Below are 24,652 nucleotides of genomic sequence, written 5' to 3' on the forward strand. Positions count from 1 at the left end.
ACGCTTCCTTCGTTCCTGTTTCCAGGCCCTCCGGGCGCTTCCTGCGCTTTCTTCGTTTCCGACTCTATCAGATCTTTCCGATCCGATTTCCTCGGTGCTTTCCGGTCCCGATTTGTTTTTCTCGGGGCCTTCCGGCGCTTTCCGACTTTATCAGAAGTTCTGAGTCGGATTTCCCGCCTCCCGTTCAGCCGGCCGGGCGCACTGCGGCGCCGGGGCTTCCCGTTCTGGCGGAGCCGTAAACGTACTGGAGCGGGGCGCCCCGATGCAAATCGAGGCGCCCCGCTCCGTAACCCTGCTGGTCAGGCCCTTCGGGCTCAGACCTCTACGACGACCGGGAGGATCATCGGGCGGCGGCGGTAGGTGTCGGAGACCCACTTGCCGACGGTGCGGCGGATCAGCTGCTGGAGCTGGTGGGGCTCGACGACGTCGTCCTGGGCGGACTTGTTCAGCGCCTGCTCGATCTTCGGGAGCACCGCGTCGAAGGCGGAGTCGTCGATGCCGGAGCCGCGCGCGTGGACGTGCGGGCCGCCGGTGATCTTGCCGGTGGAGGAGTCGACCACCAGGAAGACCGAGATGATGCCCTCCTCGCCGAGGATCCGGCGGTCCTTCAGCGAGGACTCGGTGACGTCGCCGACCGAGAGGCCGTCCACGTACACGTATCCCGCCTGGACCTTGCCGGTGATGCGGGCGCGGCCGTCGACCAGGTCGACGACGACGCCGTCCTCGGCGATGACGATGTGGTCCTTCGGGATGCCCGTCATCGCGCCGAGCTCGGCGTTGGCGCGCAGGTGGCGCCACTCGCCGTGGACCGGCATGAGGTTCTTCGGCTTGCAGATGTTGTAGAAGTACAGCAGCTCGCCGGCCGAGGCGTGGCCCGAGACGTGGACCTTGGCGTTGCCCTTGTGGACGACGTTGGCGCCCCAGCGGGTCAGGCCGTTGATCACGCGGTAGACCGCGTTCTCGTTGCCCGGGATCAGGGACGAGGCCAGGATGACCGTGTCGCCGGGGACGATCCGGATCTGGTGGTCGCGGTTGGCCATCCGGGACAGGGCCGCCATCGGCTCGCCCTGGGAACCCGTGCAGACCAGCACGACCTCGTCGTCCGGCAGGTCGTCCAGCGTCTTCACGTCCACGACGAGGCCCGGCGGGACCCGGAGGTAGCCGAGGTCGCGGGCGATGCCCATGTTGCGGACCATCGAGCGGCCGACGAAGGCGACCCGGCGGCCGTACTCGTGGGCGGCGTCGAGGATCTGCTGGATGCGGTGGACGTGGCTGGCGAAGCTCGCCACGATGATCCGCTTCTGGGCGTTGGCGAAGACGTTCCGCAGGACGTTGGAGATGTCCCGCTCGTGCGCCGTGAAGCCGGGGACCTCGGCGTTCGTCGAGTCCGTCAGCAGGAGGTCGATGCCCTCCTCGCTGAGACGCGCGAAGGCGTGCAGGTCCGTGAGGCGGTTGTCCAGCGGCAGCTGGTCCATCTTGAAGTCGCCCGTGTGGACGACCATGCCCGCGGGGGTGCGGATGGCGACCGCCAGGGCGTCCGGGATGGAGTGGTTGACCGCGATGAACTCGCAGTCGAAGGCGCCGAGCCGCTCGCGGTGGCCCTCGGCCACTTCGAGGGTGTACGGACGGATCCGGTGCTCCTGGAGCTTGGCCTCGATCAGGGCGAGGGTCAGCTTGGAGCCGATGAGGGGGATGTCCTGCCGCAGACGCAGCAGGTACGGCACGCCACCGATGTGGTCCTCGTGGCCGTGGGTCAGGACGATGCCGACGACGTCGTCGATGCGGTCCCGGATGGTGGTGAAGTCGGGCAGGATCAGGTCGACGCCCGGCTGCTCCTCCTCGGGGAAGAGGACGCCGCAGTCGACGATCAGCAGCTTGCCGTCGTACTCGAAGACGGTCATGTTGCGGCCGATCTCGCCCAGACCGCCGAGCGGGGTGACGCGCAGGGCGCCCTGGGGGAGCTTCGGCGGGGCGCCGAGTTCGGGATGCGGATGGCTCAAAAGTCTCTCCTCACCACACGCGCCACGTACCGGTCGGCACGTGGCGCGCATGACAATCGTGCACTTGCTGTTGTCGGTTTTCGGTTGTAGCCGTTTTCAGTTGTCGCCGTATTCAGTTGTGAAGTCGGATGTCAGAGGTCTACCCCGCCGGCCGCCAGATCGACCTTGAGCTGGGCGGTCTCCTGGTCGGAGAGCTCGACGAGCGGCAGGCGGAGCGGGCCGGCCGGGAGGCCCTGGAGGGCGAGCGCCGCCTTGGTGGTCATGACGCCCTGGGTGCGGAACATGCCGGTGTAGACCGGGAGCAGCTTCTGGTGGATCTCGGTGGCCTTCTCGAAGTCGCCCGCGAGGTGGGCGTCGAGGAGGGCGCGCAGGTCGGGGGTGACGACGTGGCCCACGACGGAGACGAAGCCGACGGCGCCCACGGAGAGCAGCGGCAGGTTGAGCATGTCGTCGCCGGAGTACCAGGCGAGGCCGGAGCGGGCGATGGCCCAGCTGGCGCGGCCGAGGTCGCCCTTGGCGTCCTTGTTGGCGACGATCCGGGGGTGCTCGGCCAGGCGGACGAGGGTCTCGGTGTCGATCGGGACGCCGGAGCGGCCGGGGATGTCGTAGAGCATCACCGGGAGGCCGGTGGCGTCGGCGATGGCCGTGAAGTGCCGGTGCAGGCCCTCCTGCGGGGGCTTGTTGTAGTACGGCGTGACGGCGAGGAGGCCGTGGGCGCCGTCGCGCTCGGCGGTGCGGGCCAGCTCGATCGAGTGGTGGGTGTCGTTGGTGCCGATGCCGGCGACGACGTGGGCGCGGTCGCCCACCGCCTCCAGTACGGCGCGTACGAGCTCCGATTTCTCCGCGTCGCTGGTGGTGGGGGACTCGCCGGTGGTGCCGTTGACGACGAGGCCGTCGTTGCCTGCGTCCACCAGGTGGGTGGCGAGTCGCCGGGCGCCGTCGAGGTCGAGTGCGCCGTCCGCCGTGAAGGGCGTGACCATGGCGGTGAGGACCCGCCCGAAGGGGGTCTGCGGAGTGGAGATCGGAGCCATGGGTAACACGCTACTCGCTGCTCAGCGCCGGGTGTCCCCTCGGGGGGACGTGAGAAGAGGAGCCCGGCACTGCCTGCTCGGGGGTTCAAGCAGTGCCGGGTCCGTTTGATCAGCCTAGATGAACTTCACGAAACGTCGCAATACGGACACTTCGCGAGAGTGGACGAACATCTGTGCCTCAGGGCGCGACGCGTCCGTTCTTGTTGAAGGCCGCGTGGGTCAGCGGCATCAGCCGGGCCCAGTGCTCCTCCATCTTCTCGCCGACCATCTCGATCTCCCGCTGCGGGAAGGAGGGGACCGCGGCCAGCTCGTGCTGGGTGCGCAGGCCGAGGAAGTGCATCAGCGAGCGGGCGTTGCAGGTGGCGTACATCGAGGAGTACAGACCGACCGGGAGGACGGCGCGGGCCACCTCGCGGGCGACGCCGGCGGCGAGCATCTCCTGGTACGTCTCGTACGCCCGGCGGTACGAGTCCTCCATGGCGCGGCCGACCAGCTCGTGCTGGGCCGGGGTGCCCTCGACGAAGACGTACTTGCCCGGACGGCCCTCCTGGACCAGCTTGCGCGAGGTGTCGGGGACGTAGAAGACCGGCTGGAGCTCCCTGTAGCGGCCCGACTCCTCGTTGTACGACCAGCCCACCCGGTGCCGCATGAACTCGCGGAAGACGAAGATCGGGGCGCTGATGAAGAAGGTCATCGAGTTGTGCTCGAAGGGGCTGCCGTGACGGTCCCGCATCAGGTAGTTGATCAGGCCCTTCGAGCGCTCCGGGTCCTTCTGGAGCTCTTCGAGGGACTGCTCCCCCGCCGTGGAGACCCGGGCCGCCCAGAGGACGTCGGAGTCGGCCGCGGCGCTCTTGACCAGCTCGACGGTGATGTCGCTCCGGAGGTCGATCTTCACGGGCTCGGTGGGGGTGTCGGTCACCAGGGATACCTTCCAGTCGCCAATCGCAGTCGCCCACTCTAACGACGTCCGACTCCTTGGGGACGCACCCGCCCCGGCCCTCCGTCTGAAGGATGAGATTCGGCTGCTTCGGTGAAAAACGGCACCAAACCCTCGGTCGGCTCGTCTCTACCTGTGAGGCACACGACAACCCCCGAGGAGAGTGACACCCATGTTCAGGCGGACAGAGGTCGTACCGTTCGCGTTCGTGGCGGAGGCCGACGAGTTCCGCAGTAACGTCACTCCGCCGCCCCGGGAGCGGCTCCGGCCCGGCCAGATCGTCGGGCGTACGCTGCTCGGGCTGACCGTCGCCGCCGGACTCGTGGGCTCCCTGGTCCTCGGGATGCCGTCGCTCGACAGCACGGACTCGCCCACGCGTCAGCAGCAGTCCGAAGCCTCCGACAACCGCTGAGGTAGCCTCACCGGGCACCGCCCCTTCGAGCGTGCTTGTGAGTGAGGAACCGCCGTGCCCCTGACCTTTCTGACGGCCGACCGTGCCTTCGACACCACCGACGCCGTCGCGCTCCCGTTCGACGACCACGACCAGTGGCGCCGTCCGTACCGTCCGGGGCCCTACCGGGTCGGTGCGGCGGCGCTCGCGCTGCTGCTCGCCTCGTTCGTCCTGCTCGCCGCGGTGATCATCGCCGCCGCGGGCGCCGTCGGCGGAGCAGCCGTCACCTTCGGCTTCGCCCTGCTGATCATCCTGGCCGCGCTGCGTCTGCTCCGCATGGGCACCTGGGTGAGCCGCGCCGGCGTGCGCCGCGTCGGCTTCTTCACCACCGGCACCACGCCCTGGGCGAAGGTGGTCGAGGTCCGCACCGCCCAGCAGCCGGTGCGCTGGCTGAACTTCCCGCGCACCGTCCAGGGTCAGGCGCTGCTCCTCGACCGGACGGCCGGCGAGCGGCTGGTGCTGCTCACCGACCACAACGCCGACTTCCTGTCCCGGATCGAGGCCTTCGACCGGGCCGCCGACACCGTCGAGGCGTGGCACGCGGAGTACGGCGTCAGGCGCTGACCGTCCGGCCCGCGTGGAGGGCGATGGCCCGCTGCATCGCCTTGCGGGCCCGGGGGGTGTCGCGGGCGTCGTGATAGGCGACCGCCAGCCGGAACCAGCAGCGCCAGTCCTCCGGCGAGTCCTCCGTCTCGGCCTTGCGCCGGGCGAAGACCTCGTCCGCGGAGTCGCGGTCGATGCGGCCGCCCTGGGTGCGCTTCAGCTCGTCGACGGGGAGTCCGCCCTCGGCCTCCAGCTCCGCGGCCAGCCGGTTGGCCCGGCGCGCGAAGCGGGTGTTCTGCCACAGGAACCAGGCGCCGACGCAGGGCAGCAGGAACGCCACCGCGCCCATGCCCATGGCCGCCGGCTCGCCGGTCAGGAGGAGCAGGACGCCCTCCATCGCCACCACCCCGAAGACCAGCACGAGGACGGTGGCGAGGAAGACGTACGTGATCTTGCCGCCCATGACCGTCAGCCCAGGTCCAGGAAGTGCTCCAGGCCGAACGTGAGGCCCGGGGTGCTCACCACGCGGCGGGCACCGAGCAGCACGCCCGGCATGAAGCTGGAGTGGTGCAGCGAGTCGTGGCGGACGGTGAGGGTCTCGCCCTCGCCGCCGAGCAGCACCTCCTGGTGGGCCAGCAGGCCCCGGAGGCGTACCGCGTGCACCGGCACCCCGTCCACGTCCGCGCCGCGGGCGCCTTCGAGGGCGGTCGCGGTGGCGTCCGGCTGCGGGCCGAGGCCGGCCTCGGCGCGGGCCTTGGCGATCAGCTGGGCGGTGCGGGTGGCGGTGCCCGAGGGGGCGTCCACCTTGTTCGGGTGGTGCAGCTCGACGACCTCGACCGACTCGAAGTACGGCGCCGCGAGCTGGGCGAACCTCATGGTGAGGACCGCGCCGATGGAGAAGTTCGGCGCGATGAGGACGCCGGTGCCCGGGGAGGCGGCGAGCCAGCCGTCCAGCCGCGCGAGGCGGTCCTCGGTCCAGCCGGTGGTGCCGACGACGGCGTGGATGCCGTGGCCCACGCAGTACTCGAGGTTGGCCATGACCGAGTCGGGGGTGGTCAGCTCGACGACGACCTGGGCGCCCGCCTCGGCGAGGGTCTCCAGCTCGTCGCCGCGGCCCAGGGCCGCGACCAGTTCCATGTCCTCGGCGGCCTCGACGGCCCTGACGGCCTCGGAGCCGATACGGCCCCGGGCACCGAGGACCGCCACGCGCAGCTTGCTCATCGCACTTCTTCCTTAGGGGTGGAGGTCAGGAGACGGCCTGGTGGAGGCGGTCCGCCTGCTTGTCCTTCAGCGGTCCTATCACCGAGAGCGAGGGACGCCGGGTCAGTACGTCCCCGGCGACCTCCCGGACCTCGTCCGGGGTGACGGCCGCGATCCGGGCCAGCATGTCGTCGACCGACATCTGGGTGCCCCAGCACAGCTCGCTCTTGCCGATGCGGTTCATCAGCGCGCCGGTGTCCTCCAGACCGAGGACGGTGGAGCCGGAGAGCTGTCCGACCGCGCGGGCGATCTCCTCGTCGGTGAGGCCGTCGGAGGCGACCTTGTCGAGCTCGTCCCGGCAGATCCGCAGCACGTCGTGGACCTGGCTGGGGCGGCAGCCCGCGTACACGCCGAAGAGGCCGCAGTCGGCGAAGCCCGAGGTGTACGAGTACACGCTGTAGGCCAGGCCGCGCTTCTCCCGGACCTCCTGGAAGAGGCGGGAGGACATGCCGCCGCCGAGGGCGGTGTTCAGCACGCCGAGCGCCCAGCGGCGGTCGTCGGTGCGGGCCAGGCCGGGCATGCCGAGGACGACGTGCGCCTGCTCGGTCTTGCGGCCGAGGAGGTCGACCTTCCCGGCCGTGCGGATGACCTTGCTGCCCTCGCGCGGGGCGATCGGGACGGCGTCCGTACGGGTGAGGGCGCCGGCCCGCTCGAAGGCACGGCGGACCTGGCGCACCACCGTGGCGTGGTCCACGTTGCCCGCGGCGGCGACCACCAGGTGGGTGGGGTCGTAGTGCTTCTTGTAGAAGCGGGCGATCTGGCCGCGGGAGAGCGCGTTGATCGTGTCGACGGTGCCGAGGACCGGGCGGCCCAGCGGGGTGTCGCCGAACATGGTCTGCGCGAACAGGTCGTGGACCACGTCGCCCGGGTCGTCCTCGGTCATCGCGATCTCTTCGAGGATGACGCCGCGCTCGGCGTCCACGTCCTCGTCGAGGATGAGCGAGCCCGTGAGCATGTCGCAGACGACGTCGATCGCCAGCGGCAGGTCGGTGTCGAGGACCCGGGCGTAGTAGCAGGTGTACTCCTTCGCCGTGAAGGCGTTCATCTCGCCGCCGACCGCGTCGATCGCGGACGAGATGTCGAGGGCGGAGCGCTTGGCGGTGCCCTTGAAGAGGAGGTGTTCCAGGTAGTGGGTGGCGCCGTTGAGCGCGGGAGTCTCGTCGCGGGAGCCGACGTGGGCCCAGATGCCGAAGGTCGCCGAGCGGACCGAGGGAAGGGTCTCGGTGACGATGCGGAGGCCGCCGGGGAGCGTCGTGCGGCGGACGGTGCCGATGCCGTCCTTGCCCGGGAGAAGCGTTTGGGTACGGGCGACGGCCCGCCCCTCGGAGGAGGGGCGGGCCGTCGTCGCGGAACTACGGGACGTCACGAGGAGGCGTCGTCCTTCGTCTCGTCCTCGCCCTCGATCACGGGGATGAGGGAGAGCTTGCCGCGCTGGTCGATCTCGGCGATCTCGACCTGGACCTTGGAGCCGATCGCGAGCACGTCCTCGACGTTCTCCACGCGCTTGCCGCCGGCGAGCTTGCGGATCTGCGAGATGTGCAGCAGGCCGTCCTTGCCCGGGAGCAGGGAGACGAAGGCACCGAAGGTGGTGGTCTTGACGACCGTGCCCAGGTAGCGCTCGCCGACCTCCGGCATGGTCGGGTTGGCGATGCCGTTGATCGTGGCGCGGGCGGCCTCGGCGGCCGGGCCGTCGGCGGCACCGATGTAGATGGTGCCGTCGTCCTCGATCGTGATCTCGGCGCCGGTGTCCTCCTGGATCTGGTTGATCATCTTGCCCTTGGGGCCGATGACCTCGCCGATCTTGTCCACGGGGATCTTGACGGTGATGATCCGCGGGGCGTTGGGGGACATCTCGTCCGGCGTGTCGATCGCTTCCATCATCACGTCGAGGATGTGGAGGCGGGCGTCGCGGGCCTGCTTGAGGGCCGCGGCCAGGACGGAGGCCGGGATGCCGTCCAGCTTGGTGTCGAGCTGGAGGGCGGTGACGAACTCCTTCGTACCGGCGACCTTGAAGTCCATGTCGCCGAAGGCGTCCTCCGCACCGAGGATGTCGGTGAGGGCGACGTAGTGCGTCTCGCCGTTGATCTCCTGGGAGATCAGGCCCATGGCGATGCCGGCGACGGGGGCCTTGAGCGGCACACCGGCGTTCAGCAGCGACATGGTGGAGGCGCAGACCGAGCCCATCGACGTCGAGCCGTTGGAGCCGAGGGCCTCGGACACCTGACGGATCGCGTAGGGGAACTCCTCGCGGGTCGGGAGGACCGGCACGATCGCGCGCTCGGCGAGCGCGCCGTGGCCGATCTCGCGGCGCTTCGGGGAGCCGACGCGGCCGGTCTCGCCGACGGAGTACGGCGGGAAGTTGTAGTTGTGCATGTACCGCTTGCGGGTCACCGGGGAGAGGGTGTCCAGCTGCTGCTCCATGCGGAGCATGTTGAGGGTGGTGACGCCCAGGATCTGGGTCTCGCCACGCTCGAACAGGGCGGAGCCGTGCACGCGCGGGATGGCCTCGACCTCGGCGCCGAGCATCCGGATGTCCGTGACGCCGCGGCCGTCGATGCGGACCTTGTCCTTGATGACGCGCTCGCGGACCAGGGCCTTGGTCAGGGAGCGGTACGCGGCGGAGATCTCCTTCTCGCGGCCCTCGAAGGCCGGGAGGAGCTTCTCGGCGGCGATCTCCTTGACGCGGTCCAGCTCGGCCTCGCGCTCCTGCTTGCCGGCGATGGTGAGCGCCTGGGCGAGCTCGCCGCGGACGGCGTCGGAGAGAGCGGCGAAGACATCGTCCTGGTAGTCCAGGAAGATCGGGAACTCGCCCTCGGGCTTGGCGGCCTTGGCGGCGAGGTCCGACTGGGCCTTGCAGAGGACCTTGATGAACGGCTTCGCGGCCTCCAGGCCGGCGGCGACGATCTCCTCGGTCGGCGCCTCGGCGCCGCCCTTGACGAGGGCGATGGTCTTCTCGGTGGCCTCGGCCTCGACCATCATGATCGCGACGTCGCCGTCCTCCAGGACACGGCCGGCGACGACCATGTCGAAGACGGCGTCCTCGAGCTCCGTGTGGGTCGGGAAGGCGACCCACTGGCCCTTGATCAGCGCGACGCGGACGCCGCCGATCGGGCCGGAGAAGGGCAGGCCGGCCAGCTGGGTGGACGCGGACGCGGCGTTGATCGCGACGACGTCGTACAGGTGGTCGGGGTTGAGCGCCATGACCGTGGCGACGACCTGGATCTCGTTGCGCAGGCCCTTCTTGAAGGACGGGCGCAGCGGGCGGTCGATCAGACGGCAGGTGAGGATCGCGTCCTCGGAGGGGCGGCCCTCGCGGCGGAAGAAGGAGCCGGGGATCTTGCCGGCCGCGTACATCCGCTCCTCGACGTCCACCGTGAGGGGGAAGAAGTCGAGCTGGTCCTTGGGGCGCTTGGAGGCGGTGGTCGCCGACAGCACCATGGTGTCGTCGTCGAGGTAGGCGACGGCGGAGCCGGCGGCCTGGCGGGCGAGGCGGCCCGTCTCGAAACGGATCGTGCGGGTGCCGAAGGTGCCGTTGTCGATGACGGCCTCGGCGTAGTGGGTCTCGTTCTCCACTATGGGTTTCTCCTACGTTCGTCTTTGGTCCATGCGCCCGTGTGGCGCCGGACGGGTGCGGGAGAAGCACTGAAGTGGCGGGCCGGTCTTCGATCGAAGCACCCGGGATGAGGTCCGGGGGCCACTACCGAGGACCGGCGGCGTGCCGGCTGCTTCTCGCGCGGGTTGTGGCGTTCTGCGACCAGAGTAATTGCCGGTCGGTACTTCGCGCACGTACAGCAAAGGGAGCGGCCCCCTGAAAGTGGGAACCGCTCCCTTCACGGCGTCCTTACTTGGCGCCGCCGGCCGCACCGCGGCGGATGCCGAGGCGGTCGACCAGCGCACGGAAGCGCTGGATGTCCTTCTTGGCCAGGTACTGCAGCAGGCGGCGGCGCTGACCGACCAGGATCAGCAGACCACGACGGGAGTGGTGGTCGTGCTTGTGGGTCTTGAGGTGCTCGGTCAGGTCCGAGATGCGGCGGGACAGCATGGCGACCTGGACCTCGGGGGAGCCGGTGTCGCCCTCCTTGGTGCCGAACTCGGTCATGATCTGCTTCTTGACGGCGGCGTCGAGAGCCACGCGGTTCTCCTCAGGTTTCGTGCCCACGAGTGCCCCTGGTCTACATCTCAGGGGAGCTTCCGTGACTCGGGAGCGGAGGTCCGATGCGCGCTGCTCCCCGAGGCGGGGCCGATGCGGGGCATCGGCGGGTGCTGCGGGTTGCTACAGGGAGCGCGTACACAAACGGCCGTCACACAGCGTACCAGGCGGCTCAGGAGGTGAGCGCCCGGATGGAGTGGTAGACGTCGAAGACCGCGAGGCAGAGCGGCAGCAGCGTGAGCAGCACGAACGTCTCGGCGATCTCCAGGAAGCGGCCCCAGAAGGGGGTGACGCCCTTGCGCGGCACGATGAGGCCGATGGCGGTGAGGAGCGCGGCGACGGCGGCGATGGCCGCGGAGAGCCACACCGTACGGATGTCGAGGGCGGTGCCGTCGCCCTTCAGGGCCTCCAGGACGAGCTCCGCCGGCGGGTTCAGGGCGAGGCCGAGGCCGAGCAGCACGAGGGAGCCGAGGCCCGCCGCGAGCGCGCAGCCGACCTGCGCGGTGTAGCGGAACAGGTGGGCGCGCATGAGCATGGCGACGCCGGTGGCGAGGGCCAGGAGCTGGCCCCAGACGGTGTCGGAGAAGCCGAGGACGGCGGCGGAGCCGACGGCGACCAGGGCGCAGCCGCCGACGAGGCCGACGAGGAGCTCGTGGCCGCGGCGGGCCTGGGCGGCGATCCGGGCGGCGTCGACCGGTCCCTGGGGCTCGGTCTCGGAGCCGTATCCGCCGATGGCGGTCCTGGGCGGTTCGAAGCCGATGGGGAGGCGGGCGAAGCGGGTGGAGAGGCCGGGCAGGAAGGCGAGGGCGCCGACGGCGACCGGGGCGCAGACCGCGGCGGTCTCGGCCGGGGTGAGCTCGGTGAGGATGGCGGCGAAGCCGACGAGCACGCCGATGGTGGAGGCGAGCACGAAGGCGACGAAGGGGCCGTCCCCGCCGGGCGAGACGATCATGAGGATGACGGCGCAGACGAGGACGGCGGTGCAGGCCAGCAGGAACTGGAGCTTGCCGATGCCCTGGCCGTCGGTGAGGGCGAGCAGTCCGGAGCCGGCGACGGCGGCGTTCGCCATGGCGCCGGTGCCGAGGGCAACGGCGGAGCCGCGGTCGTCGTAGACGCGGGCGCGGACGGCGGCGAGCGCGAGGAGCAGCACGGCGGTGACGCCGGCCAGGATGCCGGGCAGTCCGTGCATGTCGTGGCGGGGCTCGGCCGTCCACAGGACGAAGGCGAGCAGGGTGAGGAGGACCGCTCCGCCGAGGAGGCCGGCGCCGCGCATCAGCGCGTCGGACCACAGGGTGCGGTCCTTGGAGACGGCGGAGGCGACGGCGTCGGAGACGTCGTCGAAGACGGCCGGGGGCAGCGAGTCGGCGAAGGGGCGCAGCGAGAGCAGCTCGCCGTCGAGGATCCGCTGGGCGGCCAGGGAGCGGCTGCCGTCGAGGACGGTGCCGTCGCGGCGCACCAGGTGGTAGCCGACCGGTGCGCCGGGCGCCGGGGTCTGGCCGGAGAGGCGGAGCACCTCCGGGTAGAGGTCGGCGAGGGCGACGTCCTCGGGGAGTGCGACGTCGACGCGGCCGTCGGGCGCGACGACGGTGATCCGGCAGAAGCCGGTGCCGCCGTGGAACACGGTGGTGGGAGCCGACTGGCCGGCTCCGCCGGCCGTGGCTGGGGCCGTCATACTCACCTGCTGCTTCCCCTCGTGGTGATCCTGTGATCCCGGTGCTCCTGCCGGCGGGTCCGGCCGCCGGGTCGCGGACGGTGGCCCGTGCGGGCCGTGGTCCGTGCGGGCTGTGGCCCGGTCGGATTGTGACCCGGTCGGGCTGTGGTCCGTGCGGGCTGTGACCCGGTCGGGCCGTGGTCCGTGCGGGCCGTGACCCTTTCGGGTCGTGGAGCGGCGTGGGGACCGTACCCCTCGCCGGACCGTGGAGCGGCGTGGACGGATGGTCCTCGCCGGACCGTGGAACGGCGTGTGGACCGTACCCCCCGCGGACCGTGGAGCGGCGCGTGGACCGGTGGTCCTCGCGCCCCGGATATTGCGCTCCGAATGACCCGATTTTTGCGATAGTTCATGGCCACGCAAATATTTCGGGCCACCCTACCGCCCACCCGTGACCCCGCACCAAAGTAGGATCCCTCCCCGCGGATGGATCCTGTCGCCACGGGGGCGTCTGGAGGAACTTTCCGTCCGGCAACGGAAATTGGTGAGCTGTGAGCCAGATCGTCGTCAAGCGCCCACCGCGGGCCCTGCCGTCCGAAGTGCCTGACGAGCAGGTGCAGTTGCAACCTCCGCCGGAGTTGCCCCGGGGGCAGCAGGAGGGTGCCCTGATGCAGCTCCTGCCGATGCTCGGCATGGGCGGCTCCGTGGTGTTCTTCTTCATGACGCCGAACCCGATCATGCGGATCATGGGCATGGTGATGATCGCGTCGACGGTGGCCATGGCCATCGCGATGCTGGTCCGCTACCGCCGGGGCACCCAGGGACAGCTCGCCGACATGCGGCGCGACTACCTGAAGTACCTGACGCAGACGCGCCGTGCGGTGCTGCGGACGGCGCACCTCCAGCGGGACGCGCAGTTCTACCTGCACCCCTCGCCCGAGCAGCTGTGGGCGCTGGTCGCCGAGGGCAGCCGGATCTGGGAGCGGCGGATCGGCGACGGCGACTTCGCGCAGGTCCGGGTCGGTCTGGGCAGCCAGCAGCTGGCGACGCCGCTGCTCGCGCCCGAGACGGCGCCGGTGGACGAGCTGGAGCCGCTGACGGCGGGGGCGATGCAGCAGTTCCTCACCGCGCACAGCACCCTCGACGGGCTGCCCATGGCGGTGTCGCTGCGCGCCTTCTACCACCTGACGGTGGGCGGGGACCCGGACGCGGCCCGGTCGACGACCCGCGCCATGGTGGGGTCGCTGGCGGCGCTCCACTCCCCCGAGGACATGGTCATCGTCGTCGCCACCGGTGACGACGCCGCCCCGGCGTGGGAGTGGGCGAAGTGGCTGCCGCACGTGCAGGCGTCGGGCCCCGCCGACGGCGCGGGCAGCCGGCGGCTGATGACGACGGACGCGCGGGAGCTGGAGGACCTGGTGCTCGGCCGGCTGGAGGGCCGGCCCCGCTTCCAGGGCCCGAACCACCCGCTGCTCGACTTCCCGCACCTGGTCGTGGTGCTCGACGGGCAGTCCGTGCCGCAGACCTCGGCGCTCGCCTCGCCCGAGGGCATCCAGGGCGTCACCATCATCGAGGTCGTGCAGGGACGCGGCCCCGGCACCCGGGGCGACCTGTCGGTGATCGTCGAGGGCGGTGAGCTGCGCCTGGAGTCGGGGCACGGGCACGTGTACGACGGCAGTGCGGACGCGCTGAGCCTGGACGCCGCCGAGGCGCTGGCCCGGCAGCTCGCGCCGCTGCGGGTGGCGGGCGGTTCGGACGACGACGAGCCGCTCCTCGCCAACCTGGACTTCACCGACCTGCTGAACCTCGGCGACGCGGCCTCGGTCGACGTGAGCCGCACCTGGCGTCCCCGCTCCCGGTCGGAGCGGCTGCGCGTCCCCATCGGCGTCGGCGAGGACGGCGTCCCCGTGATGCTGGACCTCAAGGAGGCCGCGCAGGAGGGCATGGGCCCGCACGGCCTGTGCGTCGGCGCGACCGGCTCCGGAAAGTCGGAGCTGCTGCGCACCCTGGTCCTCGGCCTGGCGGTGACGCACTCCTCGGAGACGCTGAACTTCGTCCTCGCGGACTTCAAGGGCGGTGCGACCTTCGCGGGCATGTCGCAGATGCCGCACGTGGCCGCGGTGATCACCAACCTGGCGGACGACCTGACGCTGGTGGACCGCATGGGTGACTCCATCCGCGGTGAGCTGAACCGGCGCCAGGAGATGCTCCGCGACGCGGGCAACTACGCCAACATCCACGACTACGAGAAGGCGCGCGCGGCCGGCGCCCCGCTCCAGCCGATCCCGTCGCTCGTCCTCGTCATCGACGAGTTCTCCGAGCTGCTGACGGCGATGCCGGACTTCATCGAGATGTTCGTGCAGATCGGCCGGATCGGCCGGTCGCTCGGCGTCCACCTGCTGCTGGCCTCGCAGCGCCTGGAGGAGGGCCGGCTGCGCGGCCTGGAGACGTACCTCTCGTACCGCATCGGTCTGCGGACCTTCTCGGCGGCCGAGTCCCGGGCGGCGATCGGCGTGCCCGACGCGTACTCGCTGCCGAACGTGCCGGGCTCCGGCTACCTCAAGTACGGCACCGACGAGATGGTGCGGTTCAAGGCCGCGTACGTCTCCGGCACGTACCGGGTCAACCAGCACGCCGTGACGCCGGGCGGGCCGCTGCCCGTGGACCGGCGGCCGGTGCCGTTCACCGCGGCGCCGGTGCCGGTGCGCTATCTGGAGCCGACCGCGCGGCCGCAGGTCCCCGAGGCCCGGGCGGCCGAGGACGAGGCGCTGGCCGACTCGGTGCTCGACGTGATCGTGCGCCGGCTGGAGGGGCGCGGCGTGGAGGCGCACCAGGTGTGGCTGCCGCCGCTGGACAACCCGCCGGCGCTCGACTCGGTCCTCCCGGGGCTCGCGGGTGTGGAGGGCCGGGGGCTGACGCAGCCCGGTTACGAGGGCGCGGGCCGGCTCGTCGTACCGCTCGGTGTGGTGGACAAGCCGTACGAGCAGCGCCGGGACACGCTCTACCGGGACTTCTCCGGCGCCGCCGGCCACATGCAGATCATCGGTGGCCCGCAGTCCGGCAAGTCGACGCTGCTGCGCACCCTGATCTCGGCCTTCGCGCTCACCCACACCCCGCACGAGGTGCAGTTCTACGGGCTGGACTTCGGTGGCGGCGGCATGGCGTCCGTCGCCGGGCTGCCGCACGTCGGCGGGGTCGCGTCCCGGCTCGACCCCGAGCGGGTCCGGCGTACGGTCGCCGAGGTGTACGGCATCCTGTCGCGGCGGGAGGAGTACTTCCGGGGCGCCGGCGTCGACTCCATCGCCACCTTCCGCAGGCTGCGGGCCCGGGGCGACATCTCGGTGGCCGACCAGCCGTGGGGCGACGTCTTCCTGGTGATCGACGGCTGGGGCAACTTCCGCACCGAGTACGAGGGGCTCGAACCGGCCGTCGTGGACATCGCGGCCCGCGGTCTGGGCTACGGCATCCACGTGATCATCACGGCCTCGCGTTCCATGGAGGTCCGCGCCAACCTCAAGGACCACCTGATGAACAGGCTGGAGCTGCGGCTGGGCGACACGATGGACTCCGAGCTGGACCGCAAGATCGCCGTCAACGTGCCGACCGGGGTGCCCGGGCGCGGTCTGACGCCGGAGAAGCTGCACTTCATGGCGGCCGTCCCGCGCATCGACGGGATCAGCTCCGACAGCGACCTCGCCGAGGCGACGGCCGCGATGACGCAGGAGGTCACCCGGCACTGGACGGCGCCGGGCGCGCCGGAGGTCCGGCTGCTCCCGCGCGAGCTGGACGCGCACGCCCTGCCTGCGGGCCACGCGGAGCCGCGGCGCGGTGTCGCCTTCGCCATCGACGAGAACAACCTGGAGCCGGTCTTCGTCGACTTCGACCGCGACCCGTTCTTCCTCGTCTTCGGCGAGAGCGAGTCCGGCAAGTCGAACCTGCTGCGACTGATGATCAAGCAGATCACGGAGCGGTACGACGGGGCCTCGGCCAAGTTCTTCGTGATCGACAACCGGCGCGCGCTGCTCGACGTGACGCCGGCGACCCACCTGGCCGAGTACGTGCCCATGTCGAACAACATGGAGCACCACGTCGACGCGCTCGCCGACCTGATGCGCCGCCGCTCGCCGTCGGCGGACGTCACGGCGCAGCAGCTGCGCGACCGCAGCTGGTGGACGGGGCCGAACCTGTTCGTGGTCGTCGACGACTACGACCTGGTGTCCACGTCGAGCGGCAACCCGCTCGCCAAGCTGACGGAACTCCTGCCGTTCGCGCGGGACGTGGGCGTCCGCTTCATCATCGCCCGCAGCGCGGCGGGCGCCAGCCGCTCGGCGTACGAGTCCTTCATGCAGCGCATGATGGAACTCGGCGCCCAGGGCGTCCTCCTCTCCGGCGACCCGCAGGAGGGCGACGTCCTCGGCGGTGTCCGCATGCGCCCCATGACGGCGGGCCGCGGCGTCTTCGTCTCCCGCCAGCGGGGGAACCCGCTGGTGCAGACGGGGCGGATGCCGGAGCTGTAGGGAAGGCGGGGCGGCGGCGCTCGTGTTCGGGGCGGTGTGGCCGTGGTGATAGCGGCCCTGGCCCGAGGTGGGCCTGGAGCCCCCCCGCACCCCCGGGGCCCGGGCGCCCCTCCGCGAACACCCACCGCGACCCGCGGTGGGTGTTCGCGGTTTTGGCGGTGGCGTGCGCCTGGCCAAGTGAAGCTTCCTGACAGGCAGTTCCTCCTCCGACGACCTCGACCCGCTGGACGCGCCACGCTTCCTGTACGGGGTCGCTCGGGGCTCGAACGGCGGGCGTCGCCAAGGGGCAGTGCGTCTTCGAGGCTGGCCCCTGGAGGCTGGCACCGCCGTTTGGACTTCTACGACGGTGGCCCCGAGGAGGTCGTCGCAATCCGGAGCCCGGCCACTCGGCGAGACCCGCGCCGGGGGCGACGAACTTCGCCCGTCCGGAACGCAGTTCGGGGCGCCCCCTGAGGAAGCGCCCCGAACGCGCGACAGGGTGGGCGCCTCCCGCGCGCGCCCACCCTGTGTTGCCGTCGTACGGCTACGGCTTAGAAGAAGCCCGCGGCCCGCTTGTCGCCCGCCTGGTAGGCCGGGGCGGCCTGGCGGACGGCCTTGGAGATGCCCTGCAGGGCCTGGTGGATCGCGCGCGTCTCCTGGTCCCACTTGGCGTGGGCGCCGTCGGCGGCGGTCTTCGCGTCACCCTCCCAGGTGCTGGAGACCGAGCGGATCTTCGTCTGGATGGCCTCGAGGGCCTCGTCCAGGCGCTTGGCCTGGGCGTCGATCTGGTTCGCCGCGTCGTCGAGCGAGGCGTACGTGACGAGCATGATGCCGTCGTTGGCAGCCATGATCCCTCCGGGTGTCGGTGGTGTCGTTCAGGTGGGGTTGGTGCGTGGCTCCGACCCGGAGGTCAGAGACCGGCGATGCCCGAACGGGCCTGCTTCTCGGCGCCCGCGTCGCCGGAGAAGCCCGCGGTGACGTCGACGCCGCGCAGGGCCGCCTCGACCTCGTCGTCGGTGTTGCTGGACGTGGTCCGGGTGACCTGGATGGCCTCCTGGAAGTTCAGCATCAGCTTGGCGATCCGCACCATGCCCTGGTTGATCTCGGTCTGCTTGGCGTCGAACGCGCCGGCGCCGATGCCCTTCCAGCGGCCTTCGAGGCTGTCGATGACGCCCTGGAGGGCCGACAGCTGGCCCTTCACGTCATCGAACTTGCGGGTGAGCTCGTCCTGGAAATCCTTGAGACTCTGATCGCCAACCTTCAAGACTGACATGTGTCGCTCTCCCTTTCTCGGGTTCTCTGTTGAGCCTGCGCCCGCCCGCAGTTCGCGCGGGCGCAGTGTGGTGTGGGGTGTTGTCAGGCGGTACGTCGGCGGCGTGCGACGACGACGCCCACGCCCGCGAGGACGATCACGGCGGCCACGGCGCCGATGACGATCCCGGTGTTGCTGCCGCCGCCACTCTCGGCGCTCGCCCCGCTCTCGCTGGAGCCTGCCACAGGTGCGCCCGACGTCGACTTGCCGTCGGGGGCTTGTGTCGAAGCTGTTGCGGAGGGCGCGGCGGACGTATCCGAGGACGCATCCGCGGACGGGGACGCCGCCCCGGACGCGGTGGCCGAGGGGGTGGTGGACGGGGTCGCGCTACCGGCTGCGGCTCCGCCCGTGGGCTCCTTGGTCAACGGGTTGATGTTCGGGTCGCCTGGGTTGCCCTCGTTGCGCGAGATGTTGGCGTTGGGGCGGACGATGCCGTAGCCGAGGTAATTGCTGACCGTATCGGGCTCCCAGCCGTCGCCCCGCGCGGCGGACTCAAGCATGACGCGGAGGACCTGGTTTCCGGTCCAATCGGGGTGGGCGGACCAGATGAGAGCGGCGGAGGCGGAGGCGATGGCGGTGGAGAAGCTGGTGCCGTAGTTGAGGCAGTACTTCGTCAGGCTCTTGTCGCAGTAGGCGGGGATGTTCGTTCCCGGGGCTGCGATGTCGATGGTTTCGCCGTGCTGCGAGTAGTCGGCCACCGAGCCGTCCTGATCGCTCGCCGCGACAGCGATGGCCTCGGGGTAACTCGCGGGGTACTGCTTCTTGTTGCCCTTGGCGGCGTTGTTGCCCGCACCCGCGAAGACCAATTTCCCCTTTTGCATGGCGTATTGGACAGCTTCCCTGCCCTCTTCGTTGTAGTAGTCGCTGGCCATGGAGATATTGATGATCTTTGCCGGACTGTTGGCAGCTGCCATGATCGCCTCTGCCATGTCGAAGGCGTTGACGGTCTGCTCATTCTGCAGTTCGGTGTCGCTCACCCGGTAGGGAATCACCTTGGCGTCCGGGGCCAGCCCCCGAAGTCCGCCCTGTGCTCCGGATCCCACGATGAGTTCGGCGACCGTCGTTCCGTGGCCGTCGTAGTCGTCCGTCTCATCGCCCTTGGTCTCGGACGCGTCCCAGCCCTTCAACACCTTGCCCTTGAGGGACGGGGTGCCCGGATCGACTCCCGAGTCGATGACGGCGACGGTGACGCCCTTGCCGGTCGCCTTCTTCCAGATCTCCTCAGCGCCCATCGCGTCCAGGTACCACTGCTGCGACCGCGCGTCGGCAGCGACCGCCGTCGGAGCGACCCCGACGAGCGCCGTCGCCAGCACCACGGTCGTCGTGGTGCCGAGCAGCGCTCGACGGAGCCTGCCGCTCTCGATCATTCCTGCCGTCATCCTGACTTCCGAGCCTTCCGCGTGGTTAGTCGATCACCGGCGGCACGGCGCCGCGCCGACGGTTGTTCCAGGTCTCTTCGTCTTCCGTCAGGTAGTCGGGGCGCGAAGAGCCCTCACGCTCCTGCTCCTCACGGCCAGGGCGCTGGGTGCCACGGCCGCCCATGCCACGGGGTGTCCCGACCACTCCGTTGGAGCTGGGGGTGCCCCGTCCTGCGGGACGCGGCGTCGCCTTGGCGTTGTTCGCGCCGACCACGCCGGACTGGGTGGGGCGTGCCCCCGCCGTACGGCCGGCCGCCGCGCCCTCGCTGCCGACGACGGTGCCCCGCGGGATCCGCGACCCCGTGCTCCCGCCAGTGGCGCGCTGCGGAGTGCCGCCCATGATGGGGTTGGCCCTGCCACCTGCTGCACGACCGGTGGCAGGCTGACCGGGACGACCCGTCTGCGGCGTGGCGCGCCCCGCCTGAGCGGACTGGCCGGTGGCGGGCGGGCCGCCGGCACGCCCCATGGGACCGGCGGTCCGCCCCGTCGCCGGGGAACCCGTCGGGCTGCCGGGACGGCCCACCGCCGGAGAGCTGGTCGGGCCGCCCGGACGGCCCACCATGGGTGAGCTCGTGGGGCCGCCCGTACGGCCCAGCGCCTGCGGGCCCTTCGGGCCGCCGGTGCGGCCGACGGCCGGCTGGGCCGTCGGCCCGACCGGGCGGCCGGTCCCGGTCCGGCCGGGGGCGGTACGCGGCCCGCCAGGATTGCCGGTGATCTTGGGTCCACCGGTGCGCGGCGGAGTGCCCAGCGTCAGCGGCGGAGGCATCCCGGGCCCGGTCGGGGGCGGGGTGTTGGTGGGCGCCGTCGGCGTGGGCGGGGTGTTCGTGAGCGTGGGCGGCGGGGGCGTCTTGACCGTGTCGATCTGCACCCTCGTGTCGTCCGAGGGCTTCTCGCGGATCGGGTCGGAGCCGTTGAGCTGATCACCCGTGCGGGGCATCGTCTGGGTTGTGCGGTCCTCAACCGAGCTGATGGGTCCGGAGGACTCCCTCGACAGGCCGTCCCGAGACGCTGAAGCAGAGCCCGATGCACTTCCTCCCGGGCCTCCGTCAACCAACCCGGACGGCAAAGGCACCCCTGCCTTGTACGCCTCTGGCGGCTTCGGCAGCTGCTGCCCCTGGAGCGTGCTCTGCGACACCGCGTAGAACGACGCCAGGCGGTTCATCTGGTTGATGGCCTCCTGGCGGTTCTTCTCCGCCTGGACGGCCTTCTGGTAGTCGTCGTTCTTCTCGACCTTCTCGACCTCGGTGAAGTCCGTGGGCTTCTTCTGGACGAGGCGGCTGTCGCGCGGCGGCCTGGCGTTGCGGACCGAGGTCAGGCCGGTGCTGGCGACCTTCATCTGGGAGCCGACCGCGTTGGCGACCTTGCCGATGTCCCAGGCGTAGGTCACGACCTCGGAGCCGTAGCGCTGGAACTCGACGGCGGCCTCGCCCTTCCACTCGACGCCGGCGACGAAGCTGTTCAGCTCCTTGGCGGCGGCGTTGAGGGACTTGGTGGCGTTCTCCAGGGCCTCGCCGGCCTGCTCCAGGTCGGAGGGGTTGGAGCTTTCGAGGAGGTCGAGCATGTCGTTGAGCCGAGCGCCCTCGAAGGAGGTCTCGCCATAGACGCTGCCCTTGGGGCGCAGGCGGAAGTCGCCGCCGAACGGGAAGGGGAGCTTGATGTCGTCCAGCTTCTCCAGGAATTCCGTGGCCTGGTGCTTGGCGTTGATCTGCTCCGTGTCCTTGGCCTGAGCCTGCTCCTGCGGCGTCAGGTCGGAGGGAGGGGGCGTACTCGGGTTGGGGGTCTTCTCTTCACTCATCGTTCGTCACCCGATCCCTTCCGTCGCCTTGCCGGTGTCGCCGCGCCGGTCGGCGGGCTGCGCCGGGTCCTTGGTCCGCTTCTGCTCCTCGGCCTGGATGGCCTCGGCGCGCTCCTCGCTGAGGCGCGCGCGGATCTCGTGGAACCGCCGCCGCTGGTCGTCCTCCACGTTGCCGTAGCCGACGTCGGCCGCGTGGACGCCGATCTGGAGGAGTTCGATCTGGCCGCTGAGGGACTTCGACAGGGCGACGAGCGAGGCGTGGACCCGCTCGTACTCCGTGAAGAAGCCGTCCGCCTCTGCGAAGGCCATGCCGGTGCCGAGCGAGGCGCGTGTCACGCGGTTCTGCCCCAGCTTCGAGGCTCCGCCCGCGCTCGCCTCCAGGTCCGAGATGACCCCGTCGACCTTGTCACGGAACTTCTTCAGCTCACCGACGCCGAGCTCAAGGTTACTCGCCACCGTCGCCCCCGCCCCCGTCACCCGTTACCTCGGACACGAGCCAATCCTCCCCGTTTGCTCCTGCTGTCCTGCATTGCGATCGTGGCGACTCGCCATCCACCGATCACGCGCTTACCACTCTAGTGATTGCGACTGACAGGCCCAAGTCTCTTGTTCGTCACGAGACTTCTACAGTTCGTTTGTCATGATCGACGCTATCAGTCGTGTGCGTCTGCAATGATCACCGGCCCGCCACGGCGGCCCGCCGTCTCCGGTGGTCCCGCAGCGCCACCGCCGAGCCGGCGATCGCCGCGACCAGGACGCCTCCGCTGACGACCACGTAGGTGGCCAGGCGGGTGGCTCGCTGTTCGGGGGTCTCTCCGAGGTGGAGGGCCGCCGGGGTGGGAGCCTCGGCCCGGGTGACGCCCTCGTGGGCGACGGGCCTCTCGATGGGCTTGTCGTCCTCGGTGAGGGCCCTGACCGGGTCGGCCACGCCCCAGCCGACGAGGCGGTCGTGGCCGGCGACGGAGCGTTCGGCGGTCTGCTGGATCTGGGCGACGATCTGCTCCTGCGTCCAGTCCATGTGCTTGCTCTTGACCAGGGCGGCGAGGCCGGCGACGTACGGGGCGGAGAAGCTGGTGCCGTTGTCGGCGCAGTGGCCGCCGGCGGGGACCGTGGAGACCATGTCGACGCCGGGCGCGGCCACACCGACGAAGTCGCCGGACTGGGAGAACTGGGCGCGTTCGTTGTTGCGGTCCGAGGCGGCGACGGCGAGGACGCCCTTGTACGAGGCCGGGTAGGTGGCCTTGACGTTGCCGCCCAGGCCGTCGTTGCCGGCCGAGGCGACGACGACGATCTCGCGCTCCAGTGCCTCGTTGACGGCGTCCTCCAGGAGGGGGGTCGGCTTGACCGCGTTCGCCGTGTCCTGGGAGATGTTGATCACGTGCGCCTTCTTGGCGATGGCGTGGCGGATCGCCGTGGCGAGCGTCTCCGCGGTGCCGTTGCCGTCGGCGTCGTTCTGCTGGACGGGGATGATCGTGGCGTCCGGGGCCAGGCCGACGAAGCCGGTGCCCTTGGCCGGGCGGGCGGCGATGATGCCGGCGACCTTGGTGCCGTGACCGACGGTGTCGGTGGTGCCGTTCTCCTTGCCGCGCTTCAGCTTGTAGCCGTTGGCGTCCTTGGCGCTCTTCGGGATCAGGTTGATCCCGGCCTTGGCGTCGACGGCCTTGGCCAGCTGCGGGTTCCTGACGTCGACGCCGGTGTCGATGACGGCGACGCGGACGTTCTTGCCGGTCGACTGTGCCCAGAGTTCGTCGAGTTGGACGCGCTGGAGGGACCAGGGGCGGCCCTCGTACGGCTTGTTGGGGAAGGTGCACTGGCCGCCGTCGTCGGCCTGTGCCGTGGTGAGCGGGAGTCCGAGGGCGCAGAGCGCCGTCGTGGCGAGGACGAGCGGGATGCGCCCGGAGCGGCGCGCGGGCGTGCTCATGAGCCCTGGGGCTGGCGGGCACCGCCGGTGGAGAGGCGGGGGCCGGTGGGCAGGAAGGTGGACCACTCGGCGGGGATGGGCAGGGGCTCGATGTTCTTGTAGCCGAGGCGGTTCTGCGCCTGCTGCGCCTCGGCCTGCCGGGCCTGCTTCTCCTCCTCGGAGCCGGAGGAACCGATGCCGGAGTCGTCGGTGGCGGAGTCGCCGTTCGACTGCATCGCGTACCGCAGGCCGGTGTCGGTGACGAGGAAGAGGAAGCCGCTGGAGGTCGTGGAGCCCTTGAACTGGCGGAAGAGCTGGCCGGAGCCGGGGGTGACGTACGCGCTGCTGGAGCCGGTCGGCAGGGTCGCGGGGAAGTCCTTGCCCGCCCAGGTGCTGAGGGTGGTGGTGCCCTTGTCCTCGTCGACCGCGCGGAGCACGTTGCAGACGGTGTTGCGGCTGCCTTCGTCGGTGCTGGCCTCGTTGACGGGCACGGGCGCGGCCGTCGGCCACTTCTTGTCCCCGTTGAAGGTGTCGCCCGGTGACAGGAAGGCGCCGCCGCTCTGCGGGCTGGGCCGGCCGGCCTGGCCGAGAGGGACGAGCTGACGGCTGTTGAGGAGTAGTTTGGCGGTGAAGTCCGAGACGGGGGCGACCCGGTCCTGGAGCACCACGTACATCTGCTGCCTGGTGCCGTCGGTCGCGGAGATGACCATGCCGACCTTGGCGACCGACGGCAACAGGCCGTCGGCGACGGAGGCGGCGCCCGGCTCGCCGGGGACGCGGGGGAAGGAGATGGTGTCGCCCTTGTGGAGGGTGTTCAGCCACGCCTCCGAGACGCGCTGGGCGACGCGGTTCTGGCCGACGAGCTGACGCAGCAGCAGTTCGTCCTTCTCCACGGGGTACGCGGTCCCCTGGGCGTCGACCACGTAGCGGGTGCGGGCCGGGGCGGGGCCCTCGACGTAGAGGAGCTGGCCGCCGGTCAGGCGCTCGGGGCCGTCGGTCTTCGCCTCCTCGCGGGCGGCGAGGACGAAGGCGGCCTTCTGGATCGCGCGGCCGCCCTCGCCGGGGCGTTCGCAGACGGCCCAGCGCTTGGCGGCGCCGGCCTCCTTCTCGACCGGGAGGCGGTCGGGGGCGTACGGGATGCCGAGGGTGGCGCCGTGGGGGATCTTGCCGCTGTCGAGCACGGACTCCGCGACGGTGATGATCTTGTCCTTGTCGGGGTCGAGCAGGAGCTTCGCCGACGACATGTTGAGGACGGGGTGGAGCTGGACCTTCTCGCCGGTCTTGAGGACCACGTAACGGGTGGTCGACTTGTCGGCGATGATCACGTTCTGGCCGGGCTTGTCCCAGTCCTTGGGGGCGACGGGTTTGAACATGCCCCAGGCTCCGAAGACCGCGAGGACCACCACGCCGACGATGGCGCCCGGCACCACCGCGCGCAGGGGGCGCGGCGCGCCCTCCTCGGAACCCGTCGAGTTCGGCTGCACGAACTGCGCGACCAATCTCCGCTTCGCGAAGGTGTAGGCGTTCAGTTCGTCCCGTCGTGATGCCATCTGTTGTGTCGTCCCTCTCCCCGCCGGCCGACCAGGTTGCCACACTCGGCGAGTCCGTCAGCCGTCCCGCCGCCCCCTACTATGCCTGGCGGCACCCGTGTCTCACCGCTCAGGTAGGGTGATCGCCCGGTCAACGCCCAGGGGAATTCGGCTATTAC

19 protein-coding genes are annotated in these 24,652 nt (G+C 70.7%); 3 read left to right on the forward strand and 16 right to left on the reverse strand.

The window, feature by feature from the left end:
* Positions 1–314 precede the first annotated feature (314 nt).
* The 3 genes from ACFYT9_RS14030 to thyX form a co-directional block, all read right to left on the reverse strand.
* Positions 315–2,000, reverse strand: coding sequence for a ribonuclease J (locus ACFYT9_RS14030; RefSeq protein WP_389163379.1), 1,686 nt, complete (start codon positions 1,998–2,000; stop codon positions 315–317).
* A gap of 131 nt (positions 2,001–2,131) precedes the next feature.
* Positions 2,132–3,031 carry a 4-hydroxy-tetrahydrodipicolinate synthase gene (gene dapA / locus ACFYT9_RS14035; protein WP_389163382.1) on the reverse strand — a complete coding sequence of 300 codons (900 nt, stop codon included), beginning with the start codon at positions 3,029–3,031 and terminating at the stop codon, positions 2,132–2,134.
* A 178-nt stretch (positions 3,032–3,209) separates the two neighbouring features.
* On the reverse strand, positions 3,210–3,950 hold the full coding sequence (gene thyX, locus ACFYT9_RS14040) for an FAD-dependent thymidylate synthase (RefSeq protein WP_376603149.1): 741 nt from the start codon (positions 3,948–3,950) through the stop codon (positions 3,210–3,212).
* Positions 3,951–4,140: 190 nt separating this feature from the next.
* On the opposite strand from thyX, the gene ACFYT9_RS14045 reads away from it, so the two are divergent.
* The gene (locus ACFYT9_RS14045; RefSeq protein WP_376603150.1) at positions 4,141–4,380 is read left to right on the forward strand and encodes a hypothetical protein; all 240 of its coding nucleotides are present in this window, start codon (positions 4,141–4,143) and stop codon (positions 4,378–4,380) included.
* A gap of 54 nt (positions 4,381–4,434) precedes the next feature.
* Positions 4,435–4,983, forward strand: a complete 549-nt coding sequence (locus ACFYT9_RS14050; protein ID WP_387279632.1) for a hypothetical protein — start codon at positions 4,435–4,437, stop codon at positions 4,981–4,983.
* Here the strand turns inward: ACFYT9_RS14050 and ACFYT9_RS14055 are convergent.
* From ACFYT9_RS14055 to eccD, 6 genes are all read right to left on the reverse strand, one after another.
* Entirely contained in the window at positions 4,973–5,425 is a 453-nt protein-coding gene (locus ACFYT9_RS14055; RefSeq protein WP_376603152.1) for a hypothetical protein, read from the reverse strand. The genes ACFYT9_RS14050 and ACFYT9_RS14055 overlap by 11 nt on opposite strands.
* A gap of 5 nt (positions 5,426–5,430) precedes the next feature.
* Complete coding sequence (gene dapB, locus ACFYT9_RS14060; RefSeq protein ID WP_387279634.1) at positions 5,431–6,183, reverse strand: 4-hydroxy-tetrahydrodipicolinate reductase; 753 nt, start codon at positions 6,181–6,183, stop codon at positions 5,431–5,433.
* Positions 6,184–6,208: 25 nt separating this feature from the next.
* Entirely contained in the window at positions 6,209–7,588 is a 1,380-nt protein-coding gene (locus tag ACFYT9_RS14065; protein ID WP_389163387.1) for a M16 family metallopeptidase, read from the reverse strand.
* On the reverse strand, positions 7,585–9,795 hold the full coding sequence (locus ACFYT9_RS14070; RefSeq protein WP_387279638.1) for a polyribonucleotide nucleotidyltransferase: 2,211 nt from the start codon (positions 9,793–9,795) through the stop codon (positions 7,585–7,587). The genes ACFYT9_RS14065 and ACFYT9_RS14070 overlap by 4 nt, the downstream gene beginning before the upstream one ends.
* A 268-nt stretch (positions 9,796–10,063) precedes the next feature.
* Positions 10,064–10,354, reverse strand: coding sequence for a 30S ribosomal protein S15 (gene rpsO / locus ACFYT9_RS14075; RefSeq protein ID WP_329424763.1), 291 nt, complete (start codon positions 10,352–10,354; stop codon positions 10,064–10,066).
* 190 nt (positions 10,355–10,544) lie between these two features.
* Positions 10,545–12,044: a type VII secretion integral membrane protein EccD gene (gene eccD, locus ACFYT9_RS14080; RefSeq protein WP_387279640.1), complete on the reverse strand. Its 1,500-nt coding sequence runs from the start codon at positions 12,042–12,044 to the stop codon at positions 10,545–10,547.
* Positions 12,045–12,574: 530 nt separating this feature from the next.
* Here eccD and eccCa point away from each other — a divergent pair.
* Entirely contained in the window at positions 12,575–16,540 is a 3,966-nt protein-coding gene (eccCa, locus tag ACFYT9_RS14085) for a type VII secretion protein EccCa (RefSeq protein ID WP_389163392.1), read from the forward strand.
* A gap of 530 nt (positions 16,541–17,070) precedes the next feature.
* Here eccCa and ACFYT9_RS14090 read toward each other — a convergent pair.
* The 7 genes from ACFYT9_RS14090 to eccB form a co-directional block, all read right to left on the reverse strand.
* Entirely contained in the window at positions 17,071–17,367 is a 297-nt protein-coding gene (locus ACFYT9_RS14090) for a WXG100 family type VII secretion target (RefSeq protein WP_387279423.1), read from the reverse strand.
* A 62-nt stretch (positions 17,368–17,429) separates the two neighbouring features.
* Entirely contained in the window at positions 17,430–17,792 is a 363-nt protein-coding gene (locus ACFYT9_RS14095; RefSeq protein WP_376602114.1) for a WXG100 family type VII secretion target, read from the reverse strand.
* An 83-nt stretch (positions 17,793–17,875) separates the two neighbouring features.
* On the reverse strand, positions 17,876–19,198 hold the full coding sequence (locus tag ACFYT9_RS14100; protein ID WP_389163396.1) for a S8 family serine peptidase: 1,323 nt from the start codon (positions 19,196–19,198) through the stop codon (positions 17,876–17,878).
* Between the two features lie 37 nt (positions 19,199–19,235).
* Complete coding sequence (locus ACFYT9_RS14105) at positions 19,236–21,044, reverse strand: hypothetical protein (protein WP_389163399.1); 1,809 nt, start codon at positions 21,042–21,044, stop codon at positions 19,236–19,238.
* Between the two features lie 6 nt (positions 21,045–21,050).
* Positions 21,051–21,500, reverse strand: a complete 450-nt coding sequence (locus ACFYT9_RS14110; RefSeq protein ID WP_389163402.1) for a hypothetical protein — start codon at positions 21,498–21,500, stop codon at positions 21,051–21,053.
* 220 nt (positions 21,501–21,720) lie between these two features.
* Positions 21,721–22,965, reverse strand: a complete 1,245-nt coding sequence (mycP, locus tag ACFYT9_RS14115; RefSeq protein WP_387279431.1) for a type VII secretion-associated serine protease mycosin — start codon at positions 22,963–22,965, stop codon at positions 21,721–21,723.
* Positions 22,962–24,494: a type VII secretion protein EccB gene (gene eccB, locus ACFYT9_RS14120; protein ID WP_387279433.1), complete on the reverse strand. Its 1,533-nt coding sequence runs from the start codon at positions 24,492–24,494 to the stop codon at positions 22,962–22,964. Before eccB ends, mycP begins: the two co-directional genes overlap by 4 nt.
* Positions 24,495–24,652 lie beyond the last annotated feature (158 nt).

This window comes from Streptomyces sp. NPDC004435, from assembly GCF_042873895.1.
GTDB lineage: Bacteria > Actinomycetota > Actinomycetes > Streptomycetales > Streptomycetaceae > Streptomyces.

Bases quoted from the DNA above. Each gene is read 5' to 3' on its own strand.
- ACFYT9_RS14105 (WP_389163399.1), bottom strand. From the start codon at position 21,044: ATGAGTGAAGAGAAGACCCCCAACCCGAGTACGCCCCCTCCCTCCGAC.
- mycP (WP_387279431.1), bottom strand. From the start codon at position 22,965: ATGAGCACGCCCGCGCGCCGCTCCGGGCGCATCCCGCTCGTCCTCGCC.
- dapB (WP_387279634.1), bottom strand. From the start codon at position 6,183: ATGAGCAAGCTGCGCGTGGCGGTCCTCGGTGCCCGGGGCCGTATCGGC.
- ACFYT9_RS14100 (WP_389163396.1), bottom strand. From the start codon at position 19,198: ATGATCGAGAGCGGCAGGCTCCGTCGAGCGCTGCTCGGCACCACGACG.
- dapA (WP_389163382.1), bottom strand. From the start codon at position 3,031: ATGGCTCCGATCTCCACTCCGCAGACCCCCTTCGGGCGGGTCCTCACC.
- ACFYT9_RS14055 (WP_376603152.1), bottom strand. From the start codon at position 5,425: ATGGGCGGCAAGATCACGTACGTCTTCCTCGCCACCGTCCTCGTGCTG.
- ACFYT9_RS14045 (WP_376603150.1), top strand. From the start codon at position 4,141: ATGTTCAGGCGGACAGAGGTCGTACCGTTCGCGTTCGTGGCGGAGGCC.
- ACFYT9_RS14095 (WP_376602114.1), bottom strand. From the start codon at position 17,792: ATGTCAGTCTTGAAGGTTGGCGATCAGAGTCTCAAGGATTTCCAGGAC.
- ACFYT9_RS14090 (WP_387279423.1), bottom strand. From the start codon at position 17,367: ATGGCTGCCAACGACGGCATCATGCTCGTCACGTACGCCTCGCTCGAC.
- eccD (WP_387279640.1), bottom strand. From the start codon at position 12,044: ATGACGGCCCCAGCCACGGCCGGCGGAGCCGGCCAGTCGGCTCCCACC.
- eccB (WP_387279433.1), bottom strand. From the start codon at position 24,494: ATGGCATCACGACGGGACGAACTGAACGCCTACACCTTCGCGAAGCGG.